The organism is Streptomyces sp. WM6378, from assembly GCF_001279695.1.
In the GTDB taxonomy this organism is placed as follows: Bacteria; Actinomycetota; Actinomycetes; order Streptomycetales; family Streptomycetaceae; genus Streptomyces.
Window position 1 is genome coordinate 89,289 of sequence record NZ_LGDD01000199.1, and the last position, 18,018, is coordinate 107,306.

The 18,018-nt window shown below is 70.6% G+C and carries 17 protein-coding genes; 7 read left to right on the forward strand and 10 right to left on the reverse strand.

Features of this window, described 5'->3' with window-relative positions; translation table 11 throughout:
• Nucleotides 1–41: 41 nt before the first annotated feature.
• On the forward strand, nucleotides 42–1,163 hold the full coding sequence (locus ADK54_RS17090) for a cobalt-precorrin-5B (C(1))-methyltransferase (protein WP_053726497.1): 1,122 nt from the start codon (nucleotides 42–44) through the stop codon (nucleotides 1,161–1,163).
• Nucleotides 1,164–1,482: 319 nt separating this feature from the next.
• Here the strand turns inward: ADK54_RS17090 and cobM are convergent, their stop codons facing one another.
• Both cobM and ADK54_RS17100 read right to left on the reverse strand, forming a co-directional pair.
• Nucleotides 1,483–2,226, reverse strand: coding sequence for a precorrin-4 C(11)-methyltransferase (cobM, locus tag ADK54_RS17095; protein WP_053726498.1), 744 nt, complete (start codon nucleotides 2,224–2,226; stop codon nucleotides 1,483–1,485).
• Nucleotides 2,223–3,500 (reverse strand): bifunctional cobalt-precorrin-7 (C(5))-methyltransferase/cobalt-precorrin-6B (C(15))-methyltransferase, encoded by a 1,278-nt coding sequence (locus ADK54_RS17100; RefSeq protein WP_053726499.1) that lies wholly within the window; start codon nucleotides 3,498–3,500, stop codon nucleotides 2,223–2,225. The genes cobM and ADK54_RS17100 overlap by 4 nt, the downstream gene beginning before the upstream one ends.
• A 375-nt stretch (nucleotides 3,501–3,875) precedes the next feature.
• Here ADK54_RS17100 and ADK54_RS17105 point away from each other — a divergent pair, with 375 nt between their 5' ends.
• The gene (locus ADK54_RS17105) at nucleotides 3,876–4,730 is read left to right on the forward strand and encodes a lytic polysaccharide monooxygenase auxiliary activity family 9 protein (RefSeq protein WP_053726500.1); all 855 of its coding nucleotides are present in this window, start codon (nucleotides 3,876–3,878) and stop codon (nucleotides 4,728–4,730) included.
• Here the strand turns inward: ADK54_RS17105 and ADK54_RS17110 are convergent.
• Complete coding sequence (locus ADK54_RS17110) at nucleotides 4,626–5,411, reverse strand: trimeric intracellular cation channel family protein (RefSeq protein WP_078966437.1); 786 nt, start codon at nucleotides 5,409–5,411, stop codon at nucleotides 4,626–4,628. The two genes, ADK54_RS17105 and ADK54_RS17110, sit on opposite strands and share 105 nt — an antisense overlap.
• 70 nt (nucleotides 5,412–5,481) lie before the next feature.
• On the reverse strand, nucleotides 5,482–5,718 hold the full coding sequence (locus tag ADK54_RS17115; RefSeq protein ID WP_159047795.1) for a hypothetical protein: 237 nt from the start codon (nucleotides 5,716–5,718) through the stop codon (nucleotides 5,482–5,484).
• 401 nt (nucleotides 5,719–6,119) lie between these two features.
• On the opposite strand from ADK54_RS17115, the gene mgtA reads away from it, so the two are divergent.
• Nucleotides 6,120–8,846 (forward strand): magnesium-translocating P-type ATPase, encoded by a 2,727-nt coding sequence (mgtA, locus tag ADK54_RS17120; RefSeq protein WP_053726502.1) that lies wholly within the window; start codon nucleotides 6,120–6,122, stop codon nucleotides 8,844–8,846.
• 79 nt (nucleotides 8,847–8,925) lie between these two features.
• Here the strand turns inward: mgtA and ADK54_RS17125 are convergent, their stop codons facing one another.
• The 5 genes from ADK54_RS17125 to ADK54_RS17145 all read right to left on the reverse strand — a co-directional run bounded on the left by ADK54_RS17125 (nucleotide 8,926) and on the right by ADK54_RS17145 (nucleotide 15,197).
• On the reverse strand, nucleotides 8,926–9,555 hold the full coding sequence (locus ADK54_RS17125) for a response regulator (protein ID WP_053726519.1): 630 nt from the start codon (nucleotides 9,553–9,555) through the stop codon (nucleotides 8,926–8,928).
• A gap of 29 nt (nucleotides 9,556–9,584) precedes the next feature.
• Nucleotides 9,585–10,889: a sensor histidine kinase gene (locus ADK54_RS17130; RefSeq protein WP_234392107.1), complete on the reverse strand. Its 1,305-nt coding sequence runs from the start codon at nucleotides 10,887–10,889 to the stop codon at nucleotides 9,585–9,587.
• Between the two features lie 10 nt (nucleotides 10,890–10,899).
• Nucleotides 10,900–12,072, reverse strand: a complete 1,173-nt coding sequence (locus ADK54_RS17135) for an acyltransferase family protein (protein ID WP_053726503.1) — start codon at nucleotides 12,070–12,072, stop codon at nucleotides 10,900–10,902.
• On the reverse strand, nucleotides 12,065–13,060 hold the full coding sequence (locus ADK54_RS17140; RefSeq protein WP_053726521.1) for an alpha/beta hydrolase: 996 nt from the start codon (nucleotides 13,058–13,060) through the stop codon (nucleotides 12,065–12,067). Before ADK54_RS17140 ends, ADK54_RS17135 begins: the two co-directional genes overlap by 8 nt.
• A gap of 205 nt (nucleotides 13,061–13,265) precedes the next feature.
• The gene (locus ADK54_RS17145) at nucleotides 13,266–15,197 is read right to left on the reverse strand and encodes an APC family permease (RefSeq protein WP_053726504.1); all 1,932 of its coding nucleotides are present in this window, start codon (nucleotides 15,195–15,197) and stop codon (nucleotides 13,266–13,268) included.
• Between the two features lie 167 nt (nucleotides 15,198–15,364).
• On the opposite strand from ADK54_RS17145, the gene ADK54_RS17150 reads away from it, so the two are divergent.
• From ADK54_RS17150 to ADK54_RS17165, 4 genes are read left to right on the forward strand one after another with little or no spacing between them, the layout of a single operon-like run.
• A complete protein-coding gene (locus tag ADK54_RS17150) occupies nucleotides 15,365–16,192 on the forward strand; it encodes a helix-turn-helix domain-containing protein (RefSeq protein ID WP_053726505.1) in 828 nt (275 codons plus the stop codon).
• Nucleotides 16,189–16,515 (forward strand): DUF397 domain-containing protein, encoded by a 327-nt coding sequence (locus ADK54_RS17155; RefSeq protein WP_078966439.1) that lies wholly within the window; start codon nucleotides 16,189–16,191, stop codon nucleotides 16,513–16,515. The genes ADK54_RS17150 and ADK54_RS17155 overlap by 4 nt, the downstream gene beginning before the upstream one ends.
• Nucleotides 16,516–16,540: 25 nt before the next feature.
• A complete protein-coding gene (locus ADK54_RS17160) occupies nucleotides 16,541–16,771 on the forward strand; it encodes a hypothetical protein (RefSeq protein ID WP_159047796.1) in 231 nt (76 codons plus the stop codon).
• 27 nt (nucleotides 16,772–16,798) lie between these two features.
• On the forward strand, nucleotides 16,799–17,710 hold the full coding sequence (locus tag ADK54_RS17165) for a hypothetical protein (protein WP_053726508.1): 912 nt from the start codon (nucleotides 16,799–16,801) through the stop codon (nucleotides 17,708–17,710).
• 82 nt (nucleotides 17,711–17,792) lie between these two features.
• Here ADK54_RS17165 and ADK54_RS17170 read toward each other — a convergent pair.
• Nucleotides 17,793–18,018 (reverse strand): hypothetical protein (locus ADK54_RS17170; RefSeq protein ID WP_420717322.1); only part of this gene is annotated, 226 nt, incomplete at its 5' end.

Genomic DNA, 18,018 nt, shown 5'->3' on the forward strand with positions numbered 1-18,018 from the left:
TGAGGCCAAGGGCGTGAGCAGGGCGGGCAGGGCCGTGGGCGATGAGTGAGGCGAAGGGCGGGCGCGGCGCCCAACTCAAGCACACCGGCCTTCGCCCCGGCTGGACGACCGGTGCCTGTGCGACGGCGGCCACGACCGCCGCGTACACCGCGCTGCTGACCGGAGAGTTCCCCGACCCGGTGACGATCACGCTGCCGCGCGGCCAGACCCCGGCGTTCGCGCTGGCGGCGGAGGAGCTGGCGGCCGGGCGGGCGATGGCGGCGGTGGTGAAGGACGCGGGCGACGACCCGGACGTGACGCACGGCGCGCTGATCCGCTCGACGGTGCGGCTGCTTCCGCCGGGCTCGGGCGTGGTGTTCCGGGCGGGCGAGGGGGTGGGCACGATCACCCTGCCGGGCCTGCCGCTGCCGGTGGGCGAACCGGCGATCAACCCGGTTCCGCGCCAGATGATGCGGGACCACGTGGCGCTGGTGGCGGGCCGGCACGGCGTGCCGGGAGACGTGGAGATCACGATCTCGGTGGACCACGGAGAGGAGATCGCCCGCTCCACGTGGAACCCGCGCCTGGGGATCCTGGGCGGCCTGTCGATCCTGGGCACCACGGGCATCGTCGTCCCTTACTCCTGCTCGGCGTGGATCGACTCGATCCGGCGTGGGGTGGACGTGGCGAGGGCGGCGGGCCGTACGCATGTGGCGGGGTGCACGGGCTCGACGTCGGAGAAGACGGTGGTGACGGAGTACGGCCTGCCGGAGGACGCCCTCCTGGACATGGGCGACTTCGCGGGAGCGGTCCTGAAGTACGTACGCCGCCACCCGGTGGACCGCCTGACGATCTGCGGCGGCTTCGCGAAACTGTCGAAACTGGCGGCGGGCCACCTGGACCTGCACTCGGCCCGCTCCCAGGTGAACAAGCAGTTCCTGGCGGAACTGGCCCGCGAGGGCGGCGCGGCGGAGTCGCTGGCGGCGGAGGTGGCGGAGGCCAACACAGGCCTGGCGGCACTCCAGTCGTGCACGGCGGCGGGGGTCCCCCTGGGCGACCTGGTGGCGGCACGGGCCCGGGACGAAGCGCTGGGGGTGCTGCGGGGGGCGCCGGTGGTGGTGGACGTGATCTGCATCGACCGGGCGGGGAACGTGGTGGGCCGAAGCGAGCCGGCTGGGCCGTGACGTCACGCTGGACCGGCAGGTGCTGGGGCTCCGCCCCAGACCCCGTTCGCGCCTCAAGGGCGCTCGTCCTCAATCGCCGGACAGGCTGAAGATGCCAGTACTGGGCCGACACCAGTCCTGCGCCGGACAGGCTGAAGATGCCAGTACTGGGCCGACACCAGTCCTGTTAGGGGCGCGGGGCTGTGACATCGTGCGGCTCCGCCGCGTGGGCGCGGCCAGCCCGCGACGGCCCGCAGCCAACCGAACCAGCCCCTCCGGCGTTTGAGGAGCGGGGGGCGGGGGGCAGCGCCCCCAGCAACCCCGGGTCAGGGGCAGCCCCCTAGCAGCGGTGCCGGTCGGCCGAGTACAGGTGGCTGTCCCTGAACTCGGACGCCCCCAGCACCCGCCCCACCAGAATCACAGCCGTACGCACGACACCCGCCTCCTTGACCTGCCCCGCGATGTCGGCGAGCGTCCCGCGCAGGACGAGCTCATCGGGCCGGGAGGCGAAGGCGACCACCGCCGCAGGGCAGTCCGCGCCATAGTGCGGCAGCAACTCCTCGACGACACGGTCGACGTACCCCGTAGCCAGGTGCAGAACAAGAAGCGCCCCGCTGCGCCCCAGCGTCGCGAGGTCCTCGCCCTCCGGCATGGCCGTGGCGCGCTGGGCGATGCGGGTCAGGATGACGGTCTGGCCGACCGTGGGCACGGTGAGCTCCCGCTTGAGGGCGGCCGCGGCCGCGGCGAACGCGGGCACCCCCGGCACGACCTCGTAGGGCACCCCGGCCGCATCGAGCCGCCGCATCTGCTCGGCAACGGCGCTGAACACCGAAGGGTCGCCGGAGTGCAGCCGGGCCACGTCCTGCCCCGCCTCGTGGGCGCGTACCAACTCCCCGATGATCTCGTCCAGGTTGAGCTGCGCGGTGTCCACGAGGCGGGCGCCCTCGGGGCATTCCGCGAGGAGCTCGCGCGGGACGAGGCTCCCCGCGTACAGGCAGACCTGGCAGGAGGCGAGCGTACGGGCGCCGCGCACCGTGATCAGGTCGGCGGCACCGGGGCCCGCGCCGATGAAGTACACGGTCATGTGACTGCTCCAGATGAGGGGTGGTTGATCGGCGAAGGATCGGACTTGGTTACGCACCACTGCGTGACGGGCATGGCCTGTCGCCACCCCGTGAACCCGCCGACCGGCACGGCGTGCGCGACCGCGAGCCGTACGAGTTCGCCGCCGTGCCGCCGGTACCACTCGGCGAGCAGCGCCTCGGACTCCAGGGTGACGGTGTTGGCGACGAGCCGTCCGCCGGCGGGAAGCGCGTCCCAGCAGGCCGCGAGCAGCCCGGGCGCGGTGAGGCCGCCGCCGATGAACACGGCGTCGGGGGTGGGGAGTTGAGCCAGTGCGGCCGGGGCGGGGCCGGTGACGACGCGCAGCGCGGGCACGCCGAGCCGGTCGGCGTTGCGGGCGATGCGGTCGGCCCGTACCGGGTCGCGCTCGACGGTGAGGGCCCGGCAGGAGGGGTGCGTGCGCATCCACTCGACCGCGATGGAGCCGGAGCCGCCGCCGATGTCCCAGAGCAGTTCGCCGGGCGCGGGCGCGAGCGCGCCGAGGGTGGCGGCGCGGACGTGCCGCTTGGTGAGCTGCCCGTCGTGCTCGTACGCGTCGTCGGGGAGTCCCGGCACGCCGCCGAGGCGGAGGGTGTCGGGGGCGCGGCGGCAGTCGACGGCGATGACGTTGAGGGCGTCGCCGGGCGGCAGGTCCCACCCGTCGGCGCTCCCTTCGACGCAGCCTTCGCCCTCGGACCCCAACTGTTCGAGGACTCGCATCCGGCTGGGCCCGAACCCCCGGTCGCGCAGGAGGGCTGCGACGTCGGCGGGGGTGTCGGCACCGGCGCTGAGCACGAGCAGCCGGCGCCCGTCGTGGAGGGCGGCGGCGATCCGTGCGAGCGGCCGTCCGACGACGGTGACGGCCTCGGTCTCCTCGACGGCCCAGCCGAGGCGGGCGCAGGCGTAGGAGAGGGAGGAGGGGTGCGGCAGGACGAGTGGCGGGGTTTCGAGGAGCTCGGTGAGGGTCCGCCCGATCCCGTAGAACATGGGGTCACCGCTGGCCAGCACGGCGATGCGACGCCCGCGGTGGGCTTCGAGGAGTGCGGGGACGGCGGGGCGGAGCGGGCTGGGCCAGGGAACTCGTTCCGCGCCGCACGCGTCGGGCAGCAGCGAGAGCTGGCGCGCCCCGCCGATGACGACATCGGCACGGGTGAGCGCGTCCCGCGACCGGGGGGCGAGCCCGGCCCACCCGTCGGCCCCGATCCCGATGACGGTGACGGTGACGTCGGGGAGGGGGTTCGGAGAGTGGGGGGTCACGGTGTGGGTACCTCGGTGTGAGCGCGCGGGGGACGGAGCCGCACTCTACTGTCCGGGCCGGCGGGGGGGGGACCGGGGCCCGGGCGCCCCCCCCCCCCCCCTCCTGCCCCTGCGCCCGCCTCGGCTGGGCCGTCGAGGAGACCGAGGCCGTCACCGTCGTCGGACGGCCGCTCGCACGGATCGCCGCCGCCCTCCACGACCCCGGCGCCGACCACCAGCCTCCCGGCACCAACCGCTCCCGACAGGTGCCCGCACACCTCTTGCGACTTGGTCCAGACCAATGCCAGTCTCTCAAGTACCGCTACCAGAGGGCGACTTGGCGCGCCCGCGAACCGCCGCAGCCGCCCCGCCTCCCCACGATCAAGGAGCACTCGCATGTCCGCACGGCGTACCGCAGCGTCCCTGGGTGTCCTCGGGGCGACCTCCCTGACGCTCCTCAGCCTCGCCCCGACGCCCGCCTCCGCGCACGGAGCCATGTTCAACCCGGTCAGCCGGATCGCCGCCTGTTACGCCGAGGGCCCGGAGCACCCGGTGTCGCAGGTGTGCAAGGACCTCGTCGCGGACTCGGGCACCCAGCCGCTGTACGACTGGAACGAGGTGAACATCGCCAACGCCAACGGCCAGTCCCGTCAGCTCATCCCGGACGGCAAGCTGTGCTCGGCGAACCGGGACAAGTACCGGGCCCTTGACTGGGCCCGTACCGACTGGCCGTCCACCAGCGTCGCGGCGGGGCAGTTCGACTTCAAGTTCCGTGTCACGGCGGCCCATTCGGGCACGATGACGGTGTACATCACCAAGCAGGGCTTCGACCCGACCAAGCCGTTGAAGTGGTCCGACCTGGACGACACCCCCGTAGCCACCTACCAGACCTCCAGAACGGCGACGGACGGCTACTACGACTTCACCGGTACGCTGCCCGCCCGCACCGGCCGCCACATCATCTACAAGGTCTGGCAGCGCGACGACAGCCCGGAGGCCTTCTACAGCTGCTCGGACGTGGTGTACGGCAGCACCGCGAAGGCCGCCGCGGCGCCGTCGGAGCAGAAGATCGCCGCGGACGCACCCCGCTCCACGGTGAGCCACCACGGCCACGGCGGCGACCCGGCAACCCCGACCCCCGCCCCGTCAACGCCGTCCGGCAACTCCGTCGCCCCGCAAGCCCTGGCCGCGGTCTCCACCGCAGGCGTCGCGGCCGGCGGCTTCCTCCTCCTGCGCCGCCGCCGCGGCTGACCGGAGCGCCCGTCCGGCGTGTTCGGTGCGTCCGGCATGTGCGGCAGGGCACTCGGCGCCACCGGACGCGCCTCGACGCACGCCCTGCAACCTCGGCAGGTGCAGGTCCCGGAAGACCGCCGTCAACCGCAGTGACAGGACGACCCCGGCGGCGACGACCGTCGTCGGGGTCGGGCCCGCCTCCAGCCAGTGCAGGAGCTGGTAGCAGAGCGCGCCGGCCAACGCGGCGGTCGCGTACACCTCCTCGCGGAGCAGCAGCGGCGGGAACTGGCCGCACAGTACGTCGCGTACGACCTCGCCCGTGACGCCGGTCAGCACGGCGAGGATCACCACCGCGGCCGGGGTGACCCCGGCGTCCACCGCGGCGTGGGCGCCCATCACCGTGACCACGGCGAGGCCGACCGCGTCCACCACCATCAGGGAACGCTGCGGCAGCTCCCAGCGCCGCAGGTACAGCATCGTGGAGACGGCCGTGCAGGCGATGACGGTCAGCAGGACCCAGTCGTGCGTCCAGTACAGCGGGTGACGGTCGAGGATCAGGTCGCGCAGGGTGCCGCCGGACACCGACGCGGCGAAGGCCAGGACCAGACCGCCGAAGGGGTCCATGTTCGCCCGGTTCGCGGCCAGGACACCGCTGGCCGCGAACGCGGCGACACCGATCAGGTACAGCACGTGCAGCATGAGGACACCCCCGGGGTGGAGCAGAGGAAGCGGAAGAAGAAGCAGAAGAAGCGCCGAAGACGGCGGAAGGTCAGCGCGGGCGGCGGCGGGCGTACAGCAGGCCGCCGGCCGAGGCGACGGCCGCGATCGAGACGGCGACGACGTCGAGCGCCGGGTCGGCCTGCTCGGCCGCGCGGGACACGGGATGGGGCTGCTCGACGGGCGCGGCCGCGAGCGCCGGTCCGGTACACAGGGCCGGAACGGCGAGGGCTCCCGCCACCGCGACTCCCACCGCGGCCCCCACCGCGGTACGACGGGAGAATTGCATTCCACGATCGTGCCGGGCCGCGCGGGCGCCTCGGATCGCCCATAGAGCCGGACCCCGGTCCGCCGAAAGTACGAGCCCCGCACCCGGAACCAGTACTTTCGCGTCCGCGCAAGTATGTTACTTTCATATCGACGCAAATACCCGCACGGCCGTCATGACGGTAGCCGTCATCACCGTGCCCACACCGCACGGTCGCCGTCTTCTCGGCGCCGCCGTGCCCGCAGCGAGGAGGTGTTCGGGAATGAGTCCCGACCGAAGTCCTCGCCGCGCCCTGCCCGTCGGCTGACCCGACCGGCCCCTCTCCCTCTCGCGGCGTGCGCCCTTCGCGCACGCCTTTCCCATGTCCGCGTGCCCGCATGTCGCGGGGGCGCCACCTCTGACGACCCCAGGGAGGTCTCGTCATGACCACGCTCACCCCTACCCCCACCCCCGAGAAGCTCGCACCGCCGGGCCGGCGCGGGCGTCGCGAGCGGCGGGCCGCCGAGCTGGAGGCCCGCACCCGCACCGTGGGCGAGCGGCTCGGCGCCATCGCCGCGCAGCCCACCGCGCAGGTCCTCAAGGAGTACGGCGTCGACCGCGACGGGCTCTGCCAGGCCGAGGCGCTCGACCGCCAGGAGCGGCACGGGCTCAACGCCGTCGCCCAGGAGCGCGCCCCGCGCTGGTACGCGCAGCTCGCCAGGGCGTACGCGAACCCGTTCATCGCCGTACTCGTCTTCCTCGCCGCAGTCATGTACTGGCAGGACCCGGCCGACCCCGGCGTGATCATCCTGTCCGTGATGGTGGCCATCAGCGGGCTGCTGCGGTTCTGGCAGGAGTTCCGCTCCGGGCGGGCCGCCGACGCGCTGAAGAAGCTCGTCACCACGACCACCGCCGTTCAGCGCCGGGCCGGTCGCGGCGCGCTGACGACCACCGTCGAGATCCCGATGGACCAGGTCGTCCCGGGTGACATGGTCAAGCTCGGGGCCGGCGACCTGATCCCGGCGGACCTGCGACTCGTCACCGCCAAGGACCTGATGGTCAGTCAGGCCGCCCTGTCGGGCGAGTCGCTGCCGGTGGCCAAGACGGACGTACGCCCCGGGGAGGACAACCGGAACGCCCCGGGGGCCGACCCCGTCGAGGCGGGGAACCTCTGCCTCATGGGCACGTCCGTAACGTCCGGTACGGCGACGGGAGTTGTGGTCGCCACCGGCGCGGACACCTACTTCGGGTCGATGGCGGGCTCGCTCGTCGGGGAGCGGCCGCAGACCAACTTCGACCACGGGGTCCGCAACGTCAGCTTCCTGCTCATCCGCTTCATGCTGGTGATGGTCCCCGTCGTGTTCGCGATCAACGGGTTCACGAAGGGCGACTGGGACGAGGCGTTCCTGTTCGCCATCGCCGTCGCGGTCGGGCTCACGCCCGAGATGCTGCCGATGGTCGTCTCGGCGAACCTCGCGCGCGGCGCCGTCGCGATGGCGAAGAAGAAGGTCGTCGTCAAGCGGCTCAACGCGATCCAGAACCTGGGCGCGATGGACGTCCTGTGCACCGACAAGACGGGCACCCTCACCGAGGACCGCATCGTCCTCGACCGCTACCTCGACGTGCACGGCGCGGCGGACAACGAGGTTCTGGAGTACGGGTACTTGAACGCCCACTTCCAGACCGGCCTGCGCAACCTCATGGACCAGGCGGTCATCGACCGCGTCGGCGAGGCCGAGGAGGTTGTCGTCGACGCACGGTTCTCGATGGTCGACGAGATCCCCTTCGACTTCGCCCGACGCCGGATGTCCGTCGTTCTCAATCGCAACGGCCTGCTGGGCGGCGCGGGCCGAGCGGATCACGTACTCATCACCAAGGGCGCGGTAGAGGAAGTCGTCGCCCTGTGCACGCACATGATGGACCGCGGCGAGCGCGTGGAGCTCACCGACCAGCTCCGGTGGCACGTCACCCGCACCGCCGAGGACAACAACCGCCAGGGGCTCAGGGTCCTGGCCGTCGCCACCCGCACGATGCCGACCGCGCGCGACACGTACACCGTCGCGGACGAGTCCGGCCTCACCCTCGTCGGCTTCCTCGCCTTCCTCGACCCGCCGAAGGCGGACGCGGCCGCGGCGCTGCGCGGCCTCGCGGACAAGGGCATCGCGGTGAAGGTCGTCACCGGTGACAACGAGCTGGTCGCGGCCCGGGTCTGCGCGGACGTCGGCATCGAGGTCGGCACGGTCGTGACGGGCCCGGAGGTGGACGCCCTGAACGACGCGGCCCTGCGCCAACTGGCCGCGCACACCGCGGTGTTCGCGAAGATCAACCCGGTGCAGAAGGCCCGCATCGTACGGGCTCTGCAGGCCGACGGGCACACGGTCGGCTTCCTCGGGGACGGCATCAACGACGCGGCGGCGCTGCGGGACGCGGACGTCGGCATCTCCGTCGACACGGCCGTCGACATCGCCAAGGAGTCGGCGGACATCATCCTGCTTGAGAAGGACCTCACGGTCCTTGAGCAGGGCGTGGTCCAGGGCCGCACCACCTTCGGCAACACGATCAAGTACGTCAAGATGACGGCGTCGTCGAACTTCGGCAACGTCTTCTCGGTCCTGGTCGCCTCCGCCTTCATCCCCTTCCAGCCGATGCTCGCGATCATGCTCCTGGTCCAGAACCTGGTGTACGACATCGCCCAGCTGGCCACGCCGTGGGACCGCATGGACGAGGAGTACCTGCGCAAGCCGCGCAACTGGGACGCGAAGGGGATCGGGCGCTACATGGTGACGATCGGGCCCATCAGCTCGATCTTCGACATAGCGATGTTCGTGATCATGTGGAACGTCTTCGGAGCGAATTCCGAATCCAACCAGGCGCTGTTCCAGTCGGGTTGGTTCATCGAGGGCCTGCTGTCGCAGACCCTGATAGTCCACATGATCCGCACTCGTAAGATCCCGTTCATCCAGTCCCGGGCGACGTGGCCGGTGATGGTGATGACGATCCTGGCAGTGGCGACGGGCCTGTACCTCCCCTTCTCCCCACTGGCCCCGACGCTCGGCTTCGTACCGGTACCGATGAGCTACTTCCCGTGGCTGGTGGGAGTGCTGCTGGCGTACTGCACGCTTACGCAGGTGGTGAAGGGGTGGTACGCGCGGCGGTTCGGGTGGCTGTAGCCCCGCCCCTTCTTCCCCACCCTCCCCCAAGCTCTTGAGGAGCAGGGAGGGGAGGGTGGGAAAGCTCCCAGGGGGTTGGTCAGCCCGGGGTTACCAGGCGGGACTCGTACGCGTACACCGCCGCCTGCGTACGGTCCCGCAACCCCAGCTTCACCAGCACCCGGCTGACATGCGTCTTCACCGTCTGCTCGGCCAGCACCAGCCCCGCCGCGATCTCCGCGTTGGACAGGCCCTGCGCGATCAGGGACAGCACCTCCGTCTCGCGCTCCGTCAAGACACCCACCCGCTCCTTCAGCGGAGCCCGAGGCGACTCCGTCAGCCGCGAGAACTCCGCGATCAGGCGCTTGGTGATGTTCGGGGCGAGCAGGGCATCCCCGGACGCCACCACCCGTACCGCATGGGCGAGTTCATCGGCGGAGGCATCCTTCAGCAAGAACCCCGACGCCCCCGCGCGCAGCGCCTCGTACACGTACTCGTCGAGGTCGAAGGTGGTGAGAACAAGCACCCTCACCTCCGACCCGGCCTCCCCCGTAACGCGACGGGTCGCCTCGATGCCGCCCAGTTCCGGCATGCGGATGTCCATCAGGACGACGTCGGGGGCGAGTTCGGCCGCGAGCGCCACCGCTTCGAGGCCGTTGACCGCCTGCCCCACCACCTCGATGTCCGGCTCCGCGTTGAGCAGCACCGTGAATCCCTGACGGACCATCATCTGGTCGTCCGCTATCAGCACCCGGATCGTCACGGCCTGCCCTCCAGCGGAAGCGTCGCGCTCACTTCGTACCCCCCGTCCGGCGTTGCCCCCGCGGCAAGCTCGCCCCCCAGCATCGCAGTCCGCTCCCGCATCCCCAGCAACCCGTGCCCCGCTCCGGGCGACGGGGCGACCGGGCGGTCCGGCGCGGTGTTGGTGACCCGTACGACCAAGCCCGACCGGTGGTACGCGATCAGCACCCGCACCGCCGCCCCCGGCGCATGCCGCATCGCATTGCTCAGCGCCTCCTGCACGATGCGGAAGGCGGACAGTTCCGCCCCGGGCGAGAGCGCGCGCGGCGTACCCACCACATCGGCGGTCACCGACACCCCCGCCCCCCGCACGTTCGCCACCAGCTCATCAAGACGATCGAGCGACGGCTGAGGGGCATGGCGAGCGCCCTCCGCCGCCGGATCCTCGGAGCGCAGTACGCCCAGCACCCGCCGCAGCTCGGTGAGCGCCTCGACCGCGTTCTGCCGTATCCCCGCCAAATTCTCCTTCAGCTCGTCCGACGGGTTCTCCACAAGGTGCGGGGCAACCTGCGCCTGGATGGAGATGACCGACATGTGGTGGGCCACCACATCGTGCAGCTCGCGCGCGATCCGGCTGCGCTCCTCAAGCAGCGTGCGCCGGGCCCGCTCCTCGGCGGTGATCTCCTCCTGTACGACGAGCTGCGTACGGGCCACCCGGCGGCCGCGCAGCGCCGCCCCGACCACGACGGCGATCGAGAAGAACACGAACGCGAGCCCGGCGCTCGGCGAGCTGTGCGGCCGGGTGTGGAGGACCGAGCAGAGCACGCCCGTACCCAGGCTGATCGCCAGCGTCTCGACCGCGACCCGGGGCCGGTGTCGCAGCGCGACGAAGAGGAGCACCGCGGTCTGGACCGCGATCCCGGGCCCGCTCCACGGATACACGGCGTCCAGGTCGACCCGGGACTCCGCCCACAACGCGGCCACGAGCATGACGGTGGTCGCCGCCCACCAGGCCGCCAGCGGCCGGTAGAGCGCGAGGATCAGTGCCCCGGCCTGGATCCCGGCCAGCACCACACCCGTCTCCACCCCCAGGTGGAAGCGGTGGGCATACTGGTCGGTGCCGGCGGCGACCGCGAACACCGCGCCGAACAGCAGCGGAACCATGAGCGCGGGCCGCCACATCATCCACTCCGGCTGCGACCGGGGCGGCGACGACTCCGAGACCGGAATCAGGTCCTCGCGCAGGGCGCGCGGCACCGCCCGCAGTCGCGCCGCGCCCCGCCGCCCCACCTGCCGCGCCCGTTCCCCGTCCCCCTGTTTCACGAAGCTCACCCTAGGCACGCCCCATCTCCCCCGTCCGAGCGGGCCGCCCCGCGCGCACCACCCTCGACCCCCCGCGCCCGCGCCTCGGTTGTTCGTACGCGCGGAACGTCACCCAGCACACCACCAGCATCACCGCGAACACCGGCAGCCAGGCCAGCCGGGCCAGCACCCAGGCACTGCCGTCAGGCACGGTGTGCAGTCCGGCCAGGTCGCCGCCCGCGAGCAGACCCAGGCAAGTGACCGCGATCATCGACGTCTGGTGCCACAGGAAAATCGTCATCGCGGACAGGTTCACCAGCGCCACCGCCGCCCACAGCGTCGGCCGCCGCAGCGCCCGGCGCAACGGGCCGAGCAGCAGCAGCGCGGCGCCGCACTGCGCGAGCCCGAACGTGACGGCGGCCAGCGTCGGCGGGTTCAGGTTGGATATCGCGGCCCCCGGCACCCCGACCATCGAGGCGGGATACCCCGCGAACAGCACGAGCAGCGCGGTGACCACGGAACCCCCGACCAGCAGCACCCACCCCGTCGTCCGCAGCGACGTGCCCGCGCCCCGCCGGGCCCACAGCGCCCCCAGGCAGTACGGCACCAGCCACCCCGCCGGCAGGTTGAGCCACCCCGTCCACTGTGCCCCGCCGTTCCCGAAGCGGTACACGTCCACGTACATGACGACCGCGAGCGGCCACAGCGGATGCACCCGGGACACCAGCGGCGTCGCCGCCGTCAGGGCCGCGAAGACGAGCAGGAACCACAGCGGCGACAGGACCAGCTTGAACAGGGTGTGCAGCGTGTCGAGCCCCACGCCCGACGCGAGCATCCCGCCCGCCGCGACCAGCCACACCACGAGCACCGCCGCCACCGGCCGGAAGAGCCTGCCGAGCCGTGCTCTCAGCCACTGCCCGTACGTCACACCCCGGGCGCGGGCGGACGCGTAACTCTTCGTCGCGACCTGCCCGCCCACCAGGAAGAAGACGGCCAGTGTCTGGAACACCCAGGATATGGGCGCCAGTTGGGGCATGTGCTGGAGCGGACTCGCGCCGTGCACCGTCCCGCTGTCGAAGACGAGCGCGGTGACCAGCCAGTGGCCGAGCACCACCCCGAGGATGGCGAAGGCGCGCAGCGCGTCCACGGCACGGTCGCGGCCGGCCGGGGTCGCCTCCTCGATGCGCTGGATGAGTTCACGCATGGCGATCCTCCTGCGATGACGGTCCGATCGGGGTCTGGCCGATCCGGGGCGGGCCGACCGGCGGCCGGCCGTTCACGATCCGGGCGATGTTCTTCAGCGGTACGGAGCCGGGTTTCAAGTAGTCGCTGTGGCCACCGGGCCCCGCGTCGAAGAGACGGGCCCCGAAGTGACGGGAGACGGGATCGGTTCCGAACCCGAGCGTCATGAAGGGGAGTTGGAGGCTGACGTGCGGCACGTCGCCGATCCAGTCGGCCCCGCCCCGGCCCGCCCACACCGTGGCCCGGGTGTGCAGGGCAGCCGCCGTGTCGAAGCCCGTACCGGGGCTGCCGTACAGGACGATGTCGGCGACATCCACGCCGGACGCGGCCTTCGCGCAGACCACCGAGCCGTAGGAGTGGCAGAGGAGAGCGGTACGGGCTGAGGGCTTGGCCGATCGCAACCCTCTTACAAATAAGGCAAGTTGAGATGCAGCGTCATCCGCCCGCCCCGGCGTGAGGATCTCGGGGCTCACCGTCGCCGGGGTCTCGTACCCCATCCAGGCGATGACCGCCGCGCCCGGGCCGAGCTGCTTCGACAGGGCCAGCGCGCCGTCCCTGAGCCGCGCGTACAGGTCGAGGTTGGTGTCCGAGCCCGGGACCAGGACCGCGATCCGCTCGGCGTGGGCCAGGTCGCCGAAGACCTCTGCCGTGCGCCCGCCGTCGCGCCCGTCGAAGGAGAGGAAGGTACGGCCGGGGCCGGCCATGTCGTCCAGCGCCCGCGCCCTGCGCCGGTTTCCGGAGTCCTCGGCCATCTTCTCGGCTGCCAGGATGTTGCCGCGGTTGGCCGCGTACCGGGCGTCGAGACCGGCCACCGACAGCGGGGCGAGCGCGGCCGGAGCGGGGGCGGGCACCGCGGCCGGCCGAGCCGCACCCGACAGCGGCACCGCCACCGACGCGGCGACGAGCAGCGCGATCAGGGTCCGGCGCATCCGGCCGGTACGGGGATGCATGCCGTGCGGTTGCCGGCCGTGCGGAGAGCGGGGCGGCGCCATGAGGGACCCTTCCTTACCGGTGAAGTGCAGCGATGAATCACCGCTGTCGGTAAGGAAGTTATGAATCGGACGATGTCATCGGCGTCGCGCTGGAGAGCCCACTTCGCGGGTAGCTCCCGAGTGCTACGGGGTGGCTCCCCAGTACTACGGGAGCACTACGGATTCACTGCTTGACCGGCTCGTCCTTCCGCGCGGAGTGCAACCGGTACGGCACGTCGATCACGGTCACCCCCGGCATGAACAGCAGCCGGGCCTTCAGCCGCAGCGCGTTCTGGTTGTGCAGCGGCTGCTCCCACCAGTGGCCCACGATGTACTCGGGGATGACCACGGACACCATCGCGCCCGGATCCGAGTCCGCCGTCTCCTTCACATGGGCGAGGACCGGCCCGACGACTTCCCGGTACGGCGAGTTGATGATCTTCAGCGGTACGCCCAGGTCGTGCGTGGCCCACTGTTCGCGCAGCTTGACCGCGTCGTCGTCGGCGGCGGCCGTGAGCGCGGTCAGGGTGTCGGGCCGCAGCGCCTGGGCGAAGCCGATCGCCTTCAGGGTGGGTGCGTGCACGCTGGAGACGAGGACGAACGCGTGGTGACGGGACGGCCTGCGCGGCTTGGCGTCCGGCTCGACGGCGACCTCCCTGGCCACCTGGTCGTAGTGCCGCCGTACGCCCTTCATCCCGACGAACAGGAGCGGCATCGCGATGATCACCAGCCATGCCCCGTGCGTGAACTTGGTGATCAGCACGATGACGAGGACGATCGCGGTCATGGTCGCGCCGACCGAGTTGATGGCGAGCGAGCGGTGGATGTGCCGCCGGTTCTCCTGGCCCGCCGGGGTCGCGAGCTCCTTGCGCCAGTGCTTGACCATGCCGGCCTGCGACAGCGTGAACGAGACGAAGACGCCGATGATGTACAGCTGGATCAGCCGGGACAGCTCCGCGTCGAACATCACGATCAGCGCGATCGCGGCGAGCGCGAGCAGCACGACACCGTTGGAGTAGACGAGCCGGTCGCCCCGGTTGTAGAGCTGGCGCGGCGCGTACCGGTCGCGGGCCAGGATCGAGGCGAGCATCGGGAACCCGTTGAACGCGGTGTTCGCGGCAAGGATCAGCACGCCCGCGGTGAAGGCCTGCACCAGGTAGAACATGATGTCCACGTGCCCGAACGTGGCCCGCGCGATCTGCGCGAGCGCGGTGGACATGGCAGTCCCGGCCGGCAGCCCCAACTCCGTTGGATCGGCGGCCACATGGACCTTGTAGACCATGGCGAGCGCGGTGATCCCGGCGAACATGGTGACCGACAACAGGCCCATCGCGGCGAGGGTGTTGGCGGCGTTGCGGCTCTTCGGCTTCTGAAACGCGGGTACGCCGTTGCTGATCGCCTCCACCCCCGTCAGGGCCGTACACCCGGAGGCGAAGGCTCGCATGGCGAGCAGCACGACGGCGATCCCGGCGTACGTCCCGGCCGCGTGGATGGGCAGCGCGGCGGACTCGGCACGGATGGTGGTGCCGGTGGCGAGCCGTACGGCGGCGAACGCGAACATCACGTAGATCACGAACACGAAGCCGTACGTGGGAATCGCGAACACCCGCCCCGACTCCCTCACCCCGCGCAGGTTCATGACGGTGAGGATCACCACGAACGTGACGGACAGGGCGACTTGGTGATCGGCGAGCGAGGGGATGGCCGACGTAATGGCAGCAACACCGGACACCACGGACACGGCGACGGTGAGCACGTAGTCGACGAGCAGCGCGCTGGCCGCGGTGAGCGCGGCGGTGGGCCCGAGGTTCTCGGCGCTGACGATGTAGGCGCCGCCACCACCCGGATAGGCGTAACAGGTCTGCCGGTACGAGGCCACCACGACCACCAACAGAAAAATGATCGCCGCCGCCGCATACCAGGTGAGGTGCAGCAGGGTGGCTCCGCCGAGCGCGAGGATCAGCAGGATCTCCTCGGTGGCGTACGCGACCGAGGAGAGCGGGTCGCTACAGAAGATCGGCAGCGCGAGCCGCTTGGGCAGCAGCGTCTCACCGAGCCGACTGGTGTCCAGCGGCCGTCCGACCAGCATCCGCTTGGCAGAACTCGAAACTCCCATAACTGAGGAAAGTAGCCGCAATGCCGCATATCTAATGGTTTGCCGCACCGGCTGGGGCCGTACGGGTGATTTCACGTTCCGTGCGCGAATGGTCACCGTACGGAGCCACCCTCGATGGGCGGTACGCCCGACCCATTCAACACTGGTGTGGCACAAGGGAGTTGCCCATGCGACCCAAGGACCTCAACCCGTGGGACTCGCCCCGCGCCTTCTACGGCACCGAGCTGCGCCGCAAACGCGAGGAGGCGGGGCTGTCCCAGGAGGAGCTGGGGGCGCTGGTCTTCTGCTCGGGCACGTACATCGGCCAGATGGAGTCGGCGACCCGGCGCCCGACGAGGGAAATGGCCAAGCTGCTCGACGCGGCGCTGAATACGGACGGGATCCTGACCCGGATGTGCGTCGCGATGGAGCAGGCTTCGCAGCATGCGGAGTATTTCCAGCTTGCGGCCGAGCTGGAGTCGATGGCCTCCGCGATCTGCGAGTACGCGCCGATGATCGTGCCGGGGTTGCTTCAGATCCCGGAGTACACGCGGGCGTACACCCGAGCTGCGAGGCCGCTGGCCACCGAAGAGGACATCGACAAGAACGTCACCACACGGCAGGAACGAGCCCGGCTCCTGGACGATCCAACGTGCCCGGAGCTGTGGTTCATCCTGCACGAGATCGTGCTGCGCACTCCGGTTGGCGGAAGCAGGGTCATGCGCGAACAACTAACCCACATCGCCGAGTTGGCGGAGCGGAACCGCATCCTGGTCCAGGTTCTTCCGTTGGCCGTCGGCGCGCATCCCTTGATGAACGGCATGTTCGCCCTCATGTCCTTCACCGATGCACCCCCGGCCGTATACACCGAAAACTCCCACTCGGGCCAGCTGTTGGACGCTCCTACCCTGGTAGCCCGCTATGCAAAGACCTACGATCTGGGCAGGGCCGTGGCATTGTCGCCGGACGCGTCCCTGTCCTTGATCCGGGCGGCAATGGAGGACTTCGCAGCATGAACATAACGCGCCCCCTGGCCACTGCCCGCTGGAGGAAATCCTCGTACAGCAACGCGGAGGGCGGGAGCTGCGTCGAAGTGGCGGAGGGCGCGTGGCGCAGGTCGTCCTACAGCAATGCGGAGGGCGGGGACTGCGTCGAGGTGGCCGACGGATCCTGGCGCAAGTCCTCGTACAGCAATGACGAGGGCGGCGACTGCCTCGAAGTGGCGGACGGCTTCGGGACGGTAGTCCCAGTCCGGGACAGCAAGAACCCGGGCGGGCCAGTACTCGTGGTGGGCGTCGCCGCGTGGACGCAGTTCGTGAGCACGGTCAAGACGTCCTGAGCGGGGTCGTACGTAAGATCCCGCCATGGCGATACCGCAGCTTCCCCCCGTGCCCCCGGAGTCATGTCCTTTGTGCGGCGGGGGGCTTGAGACCGTCGAGCTGTACGCGTCCAACGCGGCCCCCGTCTCGGCGAAGTTCTATCGGCCGGACAAGATGTTCGCCAGCAAGACCTACCTGACGTCGCTGGCCTGTCGTGAATGCGGGCACGTGCTGATGTTCCTGGAGAACCGCGGAATCGTGGCACCGGGGAAGTAGCCCCGGGCCGGGTTCAGGGACGTATCCGTGACATACAACCTCCTTACCCTCGACTCCCTCAACCCCGGCGCCGTGACCGTCGCCCTTGCCGAATGTCTCGACGTCGCGGTGGACGAGGTGGATGTCGGAGCCCCCGGCACAGATCCCGATCTCCGATACTGGGACGCGGCCGTGTCGTGCGAACTCCAGCCGCTTCTCGGCGACTTGACGTGGTCACTGGACATCTACGTCCAGGAGACGGTCGTCGACCAACCGCTCGAATCAGAACTCGCCGCGAGGTTCGCGAAGGCCGTGAACACGACCGTCCTGTTCCCCGCAGAGGAAGCACCACCCAGCGCGTACTGGGTGGCGACACCGCAAGGGCTGATCACCCGCGCGAGGCTCGAACCCTCCGAGGACGAGCCGCCCGTCTACACGGTCACGGCCGTCGAGGCACCGGTGCCCCAGCTCCCGCAGGCCACGGTGGAACACTTCGAGGAGATCGTGCGGGAGCAGCGGCCCGACAGTCCCGTCACCGACCGCTTCAAGGCATCCTTGGGGAGAGTGCGGGAGTCGGCTTCATATCTGGCGCAGCTTTCCCTCGATGAGGAAACCGGCAGCCCCATCTGGACCGCGCAGAACAACTTGGCGGTGTGGGAGAGGGTCATTACGCAGATGGAATCGAGGTGGGCGCCATCGGGCTGGTATCCCGCCGGTCTCTACCGGGAACGGCTGGAGGCCCGCGACGCTCTCGTGGACCTCGTCGGCCGACTGCCTCATGACGTGGCCGTTTTGTTGAACGAGGCTCTGGACCAGCTGGACAGGCGATTCGTCGCTGCTACCGCCGAGGACAGCGCGGGAGGCCTTCAGAGGCAGTTGTTGGGTCCGGCCTCCGAACAACGGCCCACCGGATGGTGGTGGCACCGCCGACCTGACCCCGCCCCCTGGGAAGAAGCCTGAAGCCCGAGCAGCACTGAGACATGCCAGTGCCCCCGTCCTCCTGGGGGCTGGAGGAGCGGGGGCACTGGCGCGGGGGAAGTGATTAGGCGGCCTGGGCGGCCTGGGCGTGCTTGAGGGTGCGCAGGATCAGCCACTGGTCGCCCCAGGCCATCGCCGTACCGATGACCGCCATCACGATGCCCAGCGTGAGCTGACCAGCCGCCGCGCCCAGCGCGAGACCGGCGACACCGAGCCCGTACCGGATGACGAAGCGAACGGCCAGCAGACCGAGCGCCAGGAACCGGGTCCGCTTGTTCTTCCACAGCGAC

Coding starts and splice junctions, on each gene's coding strand:
- mgtA (WP_053726502.1), top strand. CDS start 6,120: ATGACCACGCTCACCCCTACCCCCACCCCCGAGAAGCTCGCACCGCCG.
- ADK54_RS17105 (WP_053726500.1), top strand. CDS start 3,876: ATGTCCGCACGGCGTACCGCAGCGTCCCTGGGTGTCCTCGGGGCGACC.
- ADK54_RS17110 (WP_078966437.1), bottom strand. CDS start 5,411: ATGCTGCACGTGCTGTACCTGATCGGTGTCGCCGCGTTCGCGGCCAGC.
- ADK54_RS17145 (WP_053726504.1), bottom strand. CDS start 15,197: ATGGGAGTTTCGAGTTCTGCCAAGCGGATGCTGGTCGGACGGCCGCTG.
- ADK54_RS17115 (WP_159047795.1), bottom strand. CDS start 5,718: ATGCAATTCTCCCGTCGTACCGCGGTGGGGGCCGCGGTGGGAGTCGCG.
- ADK54_RS17150 (WP_053726505.1), top strand. CDS start 15,365: ATGCGACCCAAGGACCTCAACCCGTGGGACTCGCCCCGCGCCTTCTAC.
- ADK54_RS17155 (WP_078966439.1), top strand. CDS start 16,189: ATGAACATAACGCGCCCCCTGGCCACTGCCCGCTGGAGGAAATCCTCG.
- cobM (WP_053726498.1), bottom strand. CDS start 2,226: ATGACCGTGTACTTCATCGGCGCGGGCCCCGGTGCCGCCGACCTGATC.
- ADK54_RS17090 (WP_053726497.1), top strand. CDS start 42: ATGAGTGAGGCGAAGGGCGGGCGCGGCGCCCAACTCAAGCACACCGGC.
- ADK54_RS17135 (WP_053726503.1), bottom strand. CDS start 12,072: ATGCGTGAACTCATCCAGCGCATCGAGGAGGCGACCCCGGCCGGCCGC.
- ADK54_RS17160 (WP_159047796.1), top strand. CDS start 16,541: ATGGCGATACCGCAGCTTCCCCCCGTGCCCCCGGAGTCATGTCCTTTG.
- ADK54_RS17140 (WP_053726521.1), bottom strand. CDS start 13,060: ATGCATCCCCGTACCGGCCGGATGCGCCGGACCCTGATCGCGCTGCTC.
- ADK54_RS17125 (WP_053726519.1), bottom strand. CDS start 9,555: ATGATGGTCCGTCAGGGATTCACGGTGCTGCTCAACGCGGAGCCGGAC.